Origin of the sequence: Kitasatospora sp. NPDC058243, assembly GCF_042882025.1 — a bacterium.
GTDB lineage: Bacteria > Actinomycetota > Actinomycetes > Streptomycetales > Streptomycetaceae > Kitasatospora.
Genome location: NZ_JBHVWW010000090.1, coordinates 1 through 13123 on the forward strand (window position 1 = coordinate 1; position 13123 = coordinate 13123).

8 protein-coding genes are annotated in these 13123 nt (G+C 72.3%); 3 read left to right on the top strand and 5 right to left on the bottom strand.

Translation table 11 applies throughout. From position 1 onward, the window contains the following. Positions 1 to 116 precede the first annotated feature (116 nt). The 5 genes from ACFVX9_RS36325 to ACFVX9_RS36345 form a co-directional block, all read right to left on the bottom strand. Positions 117 to 1070 (bottom strand): DMT family transporter, encoded by a 954-nt coding sequence (locus ACFVX9_RS36325; RefSeq protein ID WP_387986133.1) that lies wholly within the window; start codon positions 1068 to 1070, stop codon positions 117 to 119. A gap of 657 nt (positions 1071 to 1727) precedes the next feature. Further along, positions 1728 to 2225 carry an ATP-binding protein gene (locus ACFVX9_RS36330; RefSeq protein WP_244293363.1) on the bottom strand — a complete coding sequence of 166 codons (498 nt, stop codon included), beginning with the start codon at positions 2223 to 2225 and terminating at the stop codon, positions 1728 to 1730. A gap of 278 nt (positions 2226 to 2503) precedes the next feature. After that, entirely contained in the window at positions 2504 to 3736 is a 1233-nt protein-coding gene (locus ACFVX9_RS36335; protein WP_380336677.1) for an Ig-like domain-containing protein, read from the bottom strand. Positions 3737 to 4024: 288 nt separating this feature from the next. Next, entirely contained in the window at positions 4025 to 5299 is a 1275-nt protein-coding gene (locus ACFVX9_RS36340) for an Ig-like domain-containing protein (RefSeq protein ID WP_387986136.1), read from the bottom strand. Positions 5300 to 5473: 174 nt separating this feature from the next. Beyond that, positions 5474 to 6748, bottom strand: a complete 1275-nt coding sequence (locus tag ACFVX9_RS36345) for an Ig-like domain-containing protein (protein WP_387986139.1) — start codon at positions 6746 to 6748, stop codon at positions 5474 to 5476. A 313-nt stretch (positions 6749 to 7061) separates the two neighbouring features. On the opposite strand from ACFVX9_RS36345, the gene glgX reads away from it, so the two are divergent. From glgX to ACFVX9_RS36360, 3 genes are all read left to right on the top strand, one after another. After that, entirely contained in the window at positions 7062 to 9266 is a 2205-nt protein-coding gene (gene glgX, locus ACFVX9_RS36350) for a glycogen debranching protein GlgX (RefSeq protein ID WP_387986142.1), read from the top strand. A gap of 168 nt (positions 9267 to 9434) precedes the next feature. Further along, positions 9435 to 11255 (top strand): ABC transporter ATP-binding protein, encoded by a 1821-nt coding sequence (locus ACFVX9_RS36355; RefSeq protein ID WP_063347758.1) that lies wholly within the window; start codon positions 9435 to 9437, stop codon positions 11253 to 11255. Further along, entirely contained in the window at positions 11252 to 13108 is a 1857-nt protein-coding gene (locus ACFVX9_RS36360) for an ABC transporter ATP-binding protein (RefSeq protein WP_380379093.1), read from the top strand. The genes ACFVX9_RS36355 and ACFVX9_RS36360 overlap by 4 nt, the downstream gene beginning before the upstream one ends. Positions 13109 to 13123: the final 15 nt, after the last annotated feature.

Below are 13123 nucleotides of genomic sequence, written 5' to 3' on the forward strand. Positions count from 1 at the left end.
GCTTCCGCGGCCCCTGAGCCGTCCGGTCCTTGCGGATCTTGAAGTCCATCGCATCCCCTGAACTGGGGTGTTGCGACAACCACTAGAACCTAAGCCTGCGCGCGGGGCCGCCCGGGTCAGCGACGGCGGGTGCCCACGGGCACGGTGAGGACGGCGAGGCCCGCGGCCAGGATGGCGAGGCCGCACCAGGAGACGGCGGGGAGGCGTTCGCCGAGGACGGCGACGCCGAGGAGGGCGGCGACGGCTGGTTCGGCGAGGGTGAGGGTGGTGGCGGTCTGGGCGGAGGTGCGGCGCAGGCCGTGGCCGAAGAGGCGGTAGGCGAGGAAGGTGGTGATCACGGCGAGGTGGAGCACCACCGCCGCACCGCGCGGCGAGGCGAGCCACCGCAGGTCGCCGAGGAACAGCACCGGCAGGACGAGCAGCGCGGCCGCGCCGAACATCGCCCCCATCACCCCGGCGGACGGGTGCCCGCGCGAGATGAGCTTCCCGCCGATGAGCGAGTACACGGCGTACGAGAGGCCGGAGAGTGCGGCCAGCGCCACCCCCACGGTGTCCACCGCCGCGCCGCCGCCGGTGAGTTCGGGGCCCAACACCAGGACGACACAGCCGACGACCGCCGTCACCGTGGCACAGGCCCACCGGCCGCTCGGCCGCCCTTGCCGGGTGAGCCAGCCGAGCAGGCCGGCGAAGACGGGGGCACTGCCCAGTGCGATCACGGTGGCCACCGCCACCCCGGCGCGGGTCACCGCCGGATAGAAGGTGACCGGGTAGCCGACCACCGCGACGGCGCCGACGGCGAGTTGCCACCGCTCCCGGCGGCCGCAGGCCCGGGGCAGCGCGCGGGCGCTGCGGGTGGAGAGGAAGAGGAGGAGGCCGCCGAGGACCAGCGCGGCGGCGCCGATGCCCGCCGAAGGGGCGCCGTCGGGTGCGAGGGAGCTGGCCGTCCCGGTGGTGCCCCACAGCAGTGCGGCGACCAGGATCGGGACCGGCCCGCCGAGCGGGCTGGTGCGGCGGGCGGCGGGGGTGGTGGTGGCCCGGGTGGGCGCGGGCGTGGAGGTGCGGTTCGGCACAGTCGTGAACTTCCGTCGTCGAAGACCGTCAGGGGAGCTGGTTTCGCAACGGGCACACACGGCAGCCTCCTGGCGGCCGGAGAGGGCCGCAGCAGGGAGCGCGGGGGTCAAGCCACCGGCGTGTGTGCCCGATCAGGCGCAGAGCGGTGGCAGCACGACGTGCCAGTACAGGTTCACGGGCCTGATGCTACCCGGCAGTTCCGGCGGGGTGGGGTTCACGGAGGAATTGGCGGCCGGGCGACGAAGCACCGGAGGCTCGACGGCGAGGATGGTGAATATTCACAGGCGACAGCGTGAACCTATGCAAAATCCAAAGGTGAACTAGGTTACAAACCTTTCAATCCAAGCCGCCTGGTTTGCCCACATGCTGAGATCCGTGCGATAGTCGAAGCAGCCCAACGGCGGGCGGCACAGCACGCCGGCCTGGGCGTGGAGACTTCGGCTGGCCCGACCTGGCACGGCCGACGCCCATCGCGCGGCACGCACCCCCTTGGCCGGCGCGATGACTTGCAGGGGCCCCCATCCGCCGGACCACGGCGACTTCGGGGGCCCTGCGCGTTTTCCCGGGAACACCCGGAACACCCGGACGGCCGCAAAACACCCGGACGGCCGCAAAAGACCCGGACGGCCGCGAAGAACCCGGGAGACCCGGAAGGGTCAGTGCCGCTCGCGGACCTTCAGTTCGAACCAGACGCCCTTGCCGCGCGGCAGCAGGTCGGCACCCCAGCGGTCGGCCAGGTCGTCGATGACCCGCAGGCCCCGCCCCCGCTCGGTCACCGGCTTCGGCTCCGCGAGGATCATGCAGGGCAGCGCCCGGGAGGAGTCGCGGACCTCGACGCGGAGCCAGCCCGGCTTGCGGATCACCTGGAGCCCGATAGTGCGTCCGGCGGCATGCCGGACGGCGTTGGAGACCAGTTCACTGGTGAGTAACTCACCGGCCTCCAGGTGCTGGTGGAGGTCCCAGGACTCCAGGACCGACAGCACCAGTCGGCGGGCCACCGGGCCGGTCTCCGGCCGGGACGGCAGTCGTACCTCGTTCGGCACGGACTGATCGCTCAGCCTGCCGCAATACATCTCCTCCAGTTCCTCCGAGCTGAGCCGCTCCAGCGCCGCCAGCGCGCCCTGGACATCGATCCACGACGCCTCGGCGACCAATCCGGCCCCGGGAACTGATGACTGATCTGTTTCGCCCCAACCCGCCATGCGGTCCATCATTGCGGAACGCAAGCGGCCGCGTACGGACAATGAGCAAACGATCTCCTCCGAGTCGGCATATGCCGCGTGCAAGGAGACCCCGGGGAGAGTGCCAGGCGGGGGCCCGGAGGGGGCCCGGAAGGAGCCGGGAGAGGGTGGGGAGCAGGCAACCCGGGCCGCGTCCGCGTCAATCCCGGGTTGCCACGGAACCGCCCCGACCAGGGCGGCTACCGGTCGGTCTACCAGGCGCTCCAGGGCACGTTCCAGCCGCTCAGGCCGTTCGCCGGGTCGAGGGTCTCCTTCTTGGTGGAGTTCTTCACGACCACCACGTCGCCGACGATCGAGCCGGCGTAGAACTTGCCCATCGAGGTGGATTCGCCGCCGCCCTCGACGTCCTTGAGGGCGACACAGCCGTGGCTGACGTTGTCCTCGCCGATGAGCTTGCTCCAGTAATTGCCGTGCAGGTAGGTGCCGCTGTCGGTGAGCCGCATCGAGTGCGGCACCTGGAGGTCGTACGGGGAGCCGCTCATGCCGGGGAGGGTGCTGGACTGCATCCGCACCACGCCCTCCTTGGACATGACGACCATCGTGCCGTTCCAGGTCGGGTGTTCGGGCGAGCCGGAGGTGATGTCGATGTCCGACGGTTTGCCGTCCAGTTCGACGGTCATCCTGTGCGCGGCGGCGTCAACCGTCGAAATCTGAGACCGCCCGATCGTGAAGGGCTCGTCCCGGTCGGTGCCGTACACCCCAGGGGCGATCTCGACGCTCTTGAGGCGGTAGTGCACCGTCACCTTGGTGCCGGACTTCCAGTACTGCTCGGGGCGGAAGTCCAGTCGGCGGTTGCCGAACCAGTGGCCCTTGACCACGGTGCCGTTGTCGGTCTCGAAGGTGATGCCCTTCGCGACGACGTCCTTGTTCTTGACGTCCTTGCTGAAGTTCACCGAGACGATCATGCCGACGCCGTACGTCGCGTCGTTGTCCACGTTGTCGGCGGCCTTGGCGAGGGCCGTCGGCGTCAGCGTGGTGAAGTTGCTGTCCGCGCTGGCGACCACGCCGTTGGCGTCCGCGGCCAGCGCGCTGACCTGGTAGGCGCTGCCCACGGCGAGGCCGGCCGACGGGGTCCAGCTGGAGCCGTCGGCGGCGATGGTGCCGGGCACCTCCGCGCCCGTCTTGTCGCTGACCTTGACGGTGGTGAGCTTGCCGCCGGTCGCGCCGACCTTGAGCGCGTCGGGCGCGACGTCCACCGTGCCGGGCTTGGGCTCGATGTTCACCACGGCCTGCGACACCTTCGGCGCCGCGCTGCTCGCCGCCGCGGCGCCCGGGGAGGCCGTTCCGGCGGCCGCGCCGGCCCCCAGGTCCGCCTTGGCCGCGCTCCCGCCCCCGCTACCGCCGCTCCCGCCGCCGCACGCGGCCGTCAGCGCCATCGCGCCGCCCACCAGACCGACGGCCACCACTCTGCGTATCGACCTCAACGTCGATCCCTCCCTCAGAAACCCCACGAACCGAACCCCACGACCCGCAACCCGCAACCCGCGAACCGAAGCCCGCGGGCCGAAACCCCACGACCCGAAACCCCGCGCAACTCCCGTGCACACGACGGACCCGACCACTACACGCGCCGGCCCCCGGAAAGGTTGCGCCGTTCGGGGCCCGGTGCGCTGCGAAAACGCGAACGGCCCGACCCCAACGGGTGAGGATCGGGCCGCTCTTCTGCACCGCGCCGACGAACCGGGACTATCCGGTCAATCAGCGGGCAGGATCTACCAGTTCGCCCAGGCGACGTTCCAGCCGCCCAGCCCGTTGGAGGGCGCGACGGTCTTCTCCTTGCTGTTCACGACCTTGACCACGTCGCCGACCATCGAGTCGTTGAAGAACTTGCCCGCGACGGAGGTGTCGCTGCCGCCCTTCTCGTCCACCATCGCGACGCAGCCGTGGCTGGCGTTGGTCCTGCCGAACGGGTTGGTCGCGTTGGACCAGTAGTTGCCGTGCACGAAGGTGCCGGAGGTGGTCAGCCGCATCGCGTGCGGCACGTCCTGGATGTCGTACTCGCCGCCGAGGCCGACGGTCTGCGAGTTCATCCGGGTGACCTTCTCCTTGGACATGATCACCATGGTCCCGCTCCAGGACGGCGTCGCCTCCGCGCCCATGGTGACCGGCACGGTGGTGCTCTTGCCGCCCCGCTCGATCGTCATCTGGTGCGCCTTGGCGTCGGCGGTGGCGATCTGGGAGCGGCCGATGGTGAACGGCTCGTCCTTGTCCACGTCGCCGTAGATGCCCGGGGCGACCTCGACGCTCTTCAGCCGGTACTTGATGGTGACCTTGGTATCCGGCTTCCAGTACTCGGCCGGGCGGAAGTCCAGCCGGTTGTCGCCGAACCAGTGGCCCTTCACCTCGGTGCCGTTGTTCGTCTCGAAGGTGATGCCCTTGAGGACGGCGTCCTTGTTCTTGACGGTCTTGCTGAAGTTCACCGAGACGATCATGCCGACGCCGTAGGTGGCGCCGTCGCTGATGTTGTCGTTGGTGGAGACCTTCTTGTCCGGCGTCAGCGTGGTGAACGTCGTGGTGGACGCGGCCACCAGGCCGTCGGCGTCCTTGGCCTGCGCGTTCACCTTGTACGCCATGCCGACGGTGAGCGCGGCGGCGGGCTTCCAGCCGATGCCGTCCGGGGTGATCGCCCCGTCGACCGGCTTGCCGTTCTTGTCGGTCACCTCGACCGTGGTGAGCTTGCCGTTCGAGACGGACACCTGCAACGCGTTGCTCGGTGCGACGTCCTGGGCGCCGTCCTTCGGCTCGACGGCCAGCACCGCGGCGGAGGTCTTCGGCTCGGCCGACGCGCCCGCCGGGGCCGCCGTCCCGCCCGCACCCGCCGTCGCCGCGGGCGCCGCGTTGTCACCCCCGCCGCCCGTTCCGCCCTTGTCGTCGCCGCAGGCTGCGGTGAGCAGCAGCACCCCGCCCATGACCAACGCCATCGCACCCCTGCGCCGGTAACGGCTGGTGGTACGTATCGCGGCGTCGGCCGTCTTCCCCGTCTTCACGGTTTCTCCCCTCCCGGTATCCACTCTCTTGACGCGTTGAGTGCCCCCATGAGTTGCACCGGGCGCCGATCTTTCGCGCCGGACCAGGGCGCGCCGGAGCAGGATAGCCGGGCCGTCCGAGCGGATCCCGGGGGGAGGTGGGTGGATCGGGGGTGAATCGGCGGTGAAGATCGACTACTGCGCGACGGGGCTTGCGGAGGGACCGCCGGCGGGACCGGCGGTCGGCCCGAGGGCGCTGCCCGCCACCCACTGCTCCCACGGCACGTTCCAGCCGTTGAGGCCGTTCTGCGGCGGCACGAAGTCCCCCGCGGAGGCCTTCACCTCCAGCACGTCCCCCGGGATGGTGTGCTCGAACAGCCAGCCCGCCGGGGAGTCCTTGCTCGCACCGCCCTTGGCGTCGGCCAGGCCGATGCAGCCGTGGCTGGTGTTGGCCGCGCCGAACACCCCGGGGTCCGCCCAGTAGTTGCCGTGCACGAAGGTGCCGGAGTTGGTCAGCCGCATCGCGTGCGGCACGTCCTTGATGTCGTACTCGTCGCCCATCCCGACGGTCTGCGAGTTCATCCGGGTCACCTTGTACTTCTCCGACACCACCATGACGCCCCGGTAGGTGGAGTGGTCACGGCTGCCGCCGGACACCTTGAGCACCCGCACCACCTTGCCGCCCTGCCCGGCCCGGACGGTCAGGGTGTGCGCGTCCAGGTCGACGGTGGAGACCTGGGCCCGGCCGACGGTGAAGTGCAGGTCCTTGGTCTGGGTGCCGAACTCGCCCGGCGCGCCCTGCACGTCCTTCAGCCGCAGCGCCACCGTCACCTTGGTGCCGGCCGCCCAGTACTGCTGCGGGCGGACGTCCAGCCGCTGGTTGCCGAACCAGTGCGCGGCCACCGGGACTGGCGGGTCGGCGCTCACCTGGACGGCCTTCTCCACCGCCGCCCGGTCGGTGATCGGCCGGCTGAAGCGCAGCGACACCGGCATGCCGACACCGACGGTGGAGCCGTCCTCCGGGGTGAAGAAGGCGACGAAGGTGTGCGCCCGGGCCATCGTGGAGAACGCCGAGTGCTGGGCCGCCCGTTGGCCCTGGTCGTCCTCGGCGACGGCGTCCAGGGTGTACGCGGTGCCCAGCGGCAGCGGGCCGTCGGGTGTCCAGGCGGCGCCGTCCGGGGCGATCGTGCCGGGGACCTCGGTGCCCTTGGCGTCGGCCAGCCGGACGGTGACCAGCCGGCCCTGCGCCGCCGTCACCCGGACCGGGCCCTCCGGCAGCACGTCCTGGGCGCCGTCGGCGGGCAGCGCCGTGACGACCGCCCGGGACGGCGGCGGGGGCGGGGTGTGCGCCCCGGGCCCGGCGGCGTCCTGCGCGGGGGCCGCCGGGGGGCCGCCGCACCCCGTCAGGACGGCGAGGCCCCAGGCCACCGCCGCCGCCCGCCGCGCCCACACCCGTCCTCGGCGCCGCATTCCGGGGCCTCCCACTGTCCACGTCCGGTACCGGGAAGATCCGGTACCGGGAGCCTCCGCTACCGGGGACGCCCGACGCCGGGAACTCCCGATGTCGGGAACTCCCGGTGCCAGGAACGTCCGGTAGCGGGAACGCCCGATACCGGGAACAACGAGGGCAATCGCGGCGGGGACACGCGCAGCCGCGCGAAATCCCCCCATCCATCGGCCGCCATCCGCCGGTAAGCCCCCGTTCAGCCGCTTCCGATCTGCGCAATCCGGGAAAGAGGAAGTGCACGGGGTCCGGGACACCCCGTCCAGGGAGGGTGCGGCCATGGCGTCAGGGCAGGAGCTGGAAGCCGGAGTGCGGCCGCCCGGCGGGGACACCGCCGAGCCACCGTGGCCCGGCAGCTGGCAGCCGCTCGGCGCCCGCTTCCGGACCGACCAACAGGGCCGCCAGGGCACCAACTTCGCGCTCTGGGCGGCCGGCGCCGAGGCGGTCGACCTCTGCCTGTTCGACGAGGACGGCCGGGAGGGCCGGCACCGCCTCACCGAGCAGGACTTCCAGACCTGGCACGGCTTCCTGCCCGGCGTCCGCCCCGGCACCCGGTACGGCTTCCGCGTGCACGGCCGGTGGGACCCGTGGACCGGCGCCCGCTGGAACCCGGCGAAGCTGCTGCTCGACCCGTACGCCCGTGCCGTGGACGGCTGTTACACCAGCCACGACGCGGTCTGCGCGGCCGTCCGCAACTGGCCGGAGGCGGACGTCGCCGACACCGTCCGGGACAACCGCGACTCGGCCCGCTACGTGCCCAGATCCGTGGTCGTCCACGATGACGACGACTGGTACGACGACCACCGCCCGAAGACCCCGTGGGCCGAGACGGTGCTCTACGAACTGCACGTGCGCGGCTTCACCATGCGCCACCCCGACATCCCGCCGGAGCTCCGCGGCACCTACGCGGGCCTGGCCCACCCGGCCGCCGTCGCCCACCTGACCCGCCTCGGCGTGACCGCCGTCGAACTGCTGCCGGTGCACCAGTACGCCAGCGAGGACCACCTCCAGTCGCGCGGCCTGGTCAACTACTGGGGCTACAACACGATCGGCTACTTCGCCCCGCACGCCGGCTACTCGGCGGCCGGCTCGCGCGGCGGCCAGGTCGGCGAGTTCAAGCGGATGGTCCGCGCCCTGCACGCCGCCGGGATCGAGGTGATCCTCGACGTGGTTTTCAACCACACCGCGGAGGGCGCCGAACTCGGCCCGATGCTCTCGCTGCGCGGCATCGACAACACCGCCTACTACCGCCCGGCCCCGCACCGCCCGCGCGGCTACGCCGACTTCACCGGCTGCGGCAACACCCTGGACACCCGCCGCCCGCAGGTGGTCCGGCTGGTCACCGACTCGCTGCGGTACTGGGTCACCGAGATGGGCGTGGACGGCTTCCGCTTCGACCTCGCCGCCGCCCTCGCCCGCGGCACCGACGGGGTGGACATGGACCACCCCTTCCTCGCCGCCGTCTCCCAGGATCCGCTGCTCAGCCGGGTGAAGCTGATCGCCGAGCCCTGGGACGTCGGCCCGGGCGGCTACCAGGTCGGCGGCTTCCCGCCGCTGTGGGCCGAGTGGAACGACAAGTACCGGGACACCGTGCGGGACTTCTGGCGCGGCGCCCGCCCGGACGTGCGCGAGCTGGGCTACCGGCTGTCCGGCTCCTCCGACCTCTACCAGCGCGGCGGCCGCCGCCCGTACGCCTCCGTCAACTACGTGACCGCGCACGACGGTTTCACGCTGCGCGACCTGGTCAGCTACGACCGCAAGCACAACGAGGCCAACGGCGAGGCCAACCGGGACGGCACCGACGACAACCGGTCCTGGAACCACGGCGTCGAGGGCGAGACCACCGACCCGGAGGTCAACGCCCTGCGGCTGCGCCAACTGCGCAACCTGCTGGCCACGCTGCTGCTCTCCACCGGCGTCCCGATGCTCACCGCCGGGGACGAGCTGGGCCGCACCCAGGGCGGCAACAACAACGCCTACTGCCAGGACAACGAACTCGGCTGGCTGGACTGGTCGCTCCTGGCGGATCCCCGCTGGCGCGGGCTGTGCGAGCTGACCGCCCGGCTGATCCGGCTGCGCCGGGCCCACCCGGTGCTGCGGCAGCGGGCGTTCTTCTCCGGCCGGGCCGCCGCCCCGGGCGGCCAGCCGGACCTCGCCTGGTTCACGCCGCTGGGCAAGGAGATGACCGAGGCCGACTGGTTCGCCCCGACCGCCTGCCTGGGCATGCTGCTGTCCGGCACCGCGATGTCCGAACGGGACGAGGCCGGGCGGCCGACGCTGGACGACAGCTTCCTGCTGCTGCTCAACGCCGGCCACGAACCGGTGCTGTTCACCCTCCCCGGCGAGCCCTGGGCCGCACCGGAGGAGGCGTACGAGACGGTGGTCGACACCGCCGTCGAGGGCGGCGGCGAGCCCCGTCCGCAGGGCGCGACGCTGCTGGCCGGGCGCTCGCTGCGGCTGCTGCGCGCGCCCGCCACGACCTGAGCGGTGTCGGCCGCACGTGCGGCGCACTCCGGCCCCTGCGGCCGGCCCCACGCGCCCCGCTTTTCACCCGCGCCCCACCCGTACAGGTGGCCGGTTCTCGCCGAAGCGTTCTGTCAGGGGTGAAAAACCTGATGAGAAATGACGCGACCTCGTCCTACCCTCACGACGATGGCCGAGAACCGACAAGACGACGACACCGCGACCGGGCACCGCTCCACGGTCCGCTCCCTCCTGCGCCTGTGGCCCTACGCCCGAGCCGTCCGCCGCCGGTTGGCCACCTCGGTGGCCGCCGCCCTGGTCGCCATGCTGAGCGTCCTCGGCGTCCCGCTGGTCCTCGGCCGGATCGTCGACGGCCCGCTCGCCGAACACGACCTGAGCGGGCTCTGGCCGCTGATCGGCCTGCTGCTGGTCCTCGGACTGGTCGAGGCCGCGCTGTTCTACACCCGCCGGGTGGTCCTGGCCCGCCCGCTGGCCGGGCTGGAGACGGCCATGCGCGGCGACCTCTTCGCCAAGCTCCAGCGGCTGCCGATCTCCTTCCACGAGCGCTGGGGATCCGGCCAGCTGCTCTCCCGGGCCACCGCCGACATGTACACCATGCGGCTGTTTCTGGCCTTCCCGCTGGTCTTCCTGATCGTCAACTCGGTGATGTTCCTCGCCGGCACGGCGGTGATGTTCACCCAGGACTGGCGGCTCGCCCTGATCATCCTGCTGCCCGCCGTCCCGCTGTTCGTACTCACCCGGCGGTTCGAGGCGGGCTACTCCGGCGCCTCCCGCCGCGCCCAGGACCAGAACGGCGACCTCGCCACCGTCATCGAGGAGTCCGTCCTCGGCATCCGCATCCTCAAGGCCTTCGGCCGCCACCGCTCGATGGCCGAGCGCTTCCGCGCCCAGGCCCACGACCTGCGCCGCACCGAACTGCGCAAGGCCGGGCTGCTCGCCAACCTCTGGGCGGTCATCGTCGGCCTGCCCGAGATCGCCCTCGGCTGCGCCCTCGCCGCCGGCGCCTACCTGGTCGCCCACGACGAGCTGAGCGCCGGCACCCTGGTCGCCTTCCTCTCCACCGCGCTGGCGCTGCGCTGGCCGGTCGAGTCCCTGGGCTGGCTGCTCGCCTACGCCAACGAGGCCGCCACCGCCGCCGACCGCTTCTTCGAGGTGCTGGACGAGCCCGAGACCGCCGACCCGGGCACCGCCGACGGCCTGGGCGCCACCCCCGACGGCATCCGCTTCACCGGCGTCCGCTTCCGCTACCCCGACGCCCCCGACGACACCCCCGACCTGCTGGCCGGCATCGACCTGCACATCCGCAGCGGCGAGACGATGGCCCTGGTCGGCGCCACCGGCAGCGGCAAGACCACGCTCACCGCACTGCTCCCCCGCCTGTACGAGGCCACGGCCGGCACCATCACCCTGGACGGCCGGGACATCCGCGACCTCCCCCGGGAACGGCTGCGCGAGCTGGTCGCGGTCGCCTTCGAGGAGCCCACCCTGTTCTCCGCCACCGTCCGGGAGAACGTCCTGATGGGCGCCCCGGGCGCGGACGACCGGCAGCTGCGCGCCGCCCTGGCCACCGCCCAGGCCTCCTTCGTGGAGAAGCTCCCGGACGGCGTGGACACCGAGGTCGGCGAGCAGGGCCTGAGCCTGTCCGGCGGCCAGCGCCAGCGCCTCGCCCTGGCCCGTGCGGTGGTCGGCGACCCGGCCTTCCTGGTGCTGGACGACCCGCTCTCCGCCCTCGACGTGCACACCGAGGCCCTGGTCGAACGGGCGCTGCGCCAGGTCCTCGGTGCCACCACCGCCCTGGTGGTCGCCCACCGCCCGAGCACCGTGCTGCTCGCCGACCGGGTCGCGGTGCTCTCCGACGGCCGGATCGAGGCCGTCGGCACCCACCAGGACCTGCTGCGCGACTGCGCGCACTACCGCGAACTGATGTCGGGCGAGTCCGCCCCGATGCCCGAGGCCGCACTGGTCTCCGAGGGGGGCACCACCCGATGACCACCACCATCTCACCCGCCGGCCCCGCCGAACGGGAGACCGCCGAACCGGCCGAGGAACAGCTGCCGCCGCCCCCGGCCGACGAGGAGGACATCCCCGTCCCGCCCGGCGCCCCCCGGGCGCTGCTGCGCTCGCTGCTCGGCCCGCACCGGGCCCGGATCGGCGTCGCGATGCTGGTGATCCTCGTCCAGCAGGCGGCCCTGCAGTCCGGCCCGCTGCTGGTCGCCATCGCGATGGACCGCGGCATCCCGGCACTGCGCGAGAGCGACAGCGGCCCGCTGATCGCGGTGGTCTGCGCCTACCTGGGCTGCGCGCTGCTCAGCCTGCTGCTGCAGTGGGCGTTCATCAAGATCAGCGCCCGGGTCAACCAGGACATCCTGCTGGAGCTGCGCGGCCGGATCTTCCGGCACGCCCAGCGGCTGAGCCTGGACTTCCACGAGCGCTACACCTCGGGCCGGATCATCTCCCGCGCCACCAGCGACGTGGACGCGCTGCGCGAGCTGCTCTCCGAGGGCCTCCAGGAGCTGCTGACCGTCCTCCTGTCGGTCTGCTACATCTCGGTGCTGCTGCTGGTGCTGGACTGGCGGCTCGGCCTGGTCTCGCTGGCGTCGATCCTGCCGCTGGCGCTGATCGCCCGCTCCTTCCGCAGCCGCTCGCGCCGGGTCTACCGCCGCTCCCGCACCTCGGCCGCCTCGCTGATCGTCCGTTTCACCGAGACCATGAACGGCATCCGCCCGGTGCAGGCCTTCCGCCGAGAGAAGGCCAACGACGAGGCCTTCGGCCTGGTCAACCGGCAGTCCGCCACCGCGACGGCGGACGGCCTGCTGGAGATCGCCCGCTACGTCGGCCTCTCCCGCGTCACCGCCAACCTGTGGACCACCGGCGTGGTGCTGCTCGGCGCCTACCTGGTCGCCGACGGCACGGTCGAACTGGGCGTGCTCACCGCCTTCGTGCTCTACCTGCGCCGGCTCTACGACCCGATCGACCAGCTGGCGATGTTCCTGAACAGCTACCAGTCGGCCGCCGCCGCGCTGGAGAAGATCGCCGGCCTGCTCGCCCACGAGCCGACCGTCGCCGAGCCGGCCGCGCCCGCCGAACTGCCGCAGGCCGTCGGCAAGGGGCGCGAGGTCCGCTTCGAGGAGACCCGTTTCGCCTACCGCACCGGCAAGCAGGTGCTGCCGCCGTTCGACCTGGTGATCCCGGCCGGGCAGACGGTGGCGGTGGTCGGCGCGACCGGCGCCGGCAAGTCGACGGTCGCCAAGCTGCTGGCCCGCTTCTACGACCCGACCGACGGCCGGATCCGGCTGGACGGCGTGGACCTGCGCGACCTCGCCACCCCCGAGCTGCGGCGCGGCGTGGTGATGGTGACCCAGGAGTCCTTCCTGTTCTCCGGCACCGTCGCCGAGAACATCGCGATCGGCCGCCCCGGCGCCGGCCGCGAGGAGGTCGAGCAGGCCGCCCGGGACATCGGCGCGTACGAGTTCATCGCCGCGCTCCCGGACGGCTTCGACACCGACGTGCGCAAGCGCGGCGGCCGGATCTCCGCCGGGCAGCGCCAGCTGGTCGCCTTCGCCCGCGCCCTGCTCGCCGACCCGGCGGTGCTGATCCTCGACGAGGCGACCAGCTCGCTGGACGTCCCCGGCGAGCAGGCCGTCCAGCGGGCCATGCGCACGGTGCTGGCCGGCCGGACGGCGGTGATCATCGCGCACCGGCTCTCCACCGTGGAGATCGCCGACCGCGTCCTGGTGATGGACCAGGGCCGGATCGTCGAGGACGGCTCCCCGCAGGAGCTGATCGACGGATCCGGCCGCTTCGCCGCACTCCACCAGGCCTGGCGGGACAGCCTGGTCTAGGGTCGCCGTCCCCCG

Excerpts from the sequence above, each read along its gene's own strand:
- ACFVX9_RS36345 (WP_387986139.1), bottom strand. The coding sequence starts at position 6,748 with ATGCGGCGCCGAGGACGGGTGTGGGCGCGGCGGGCGGCGGCGGTGGCC.
- ACFVX9_RS36360 (WP_380379093.1), top strand. The coding sequence starts at position 11,252 with ATGACCACCACCATCTCACCCGCCGGCCCCGCCGAACGGGAGACCGCC.
- glgX (WP_387986142.1), top strand. The coding sequence starts at position 7,062 with ATGGCGTCAGGGCAGGAGCTGGAAGCCGGAGTGCGGCCGCCCGGCGGG.
- ACFVX9_RS36355 (WP_063347758.1), top strand. The coding sequence starts at position 9,435 with ATGGCCGAGAACCGACAAGACGACGACACCGCGACCGGGCACCGCTCC.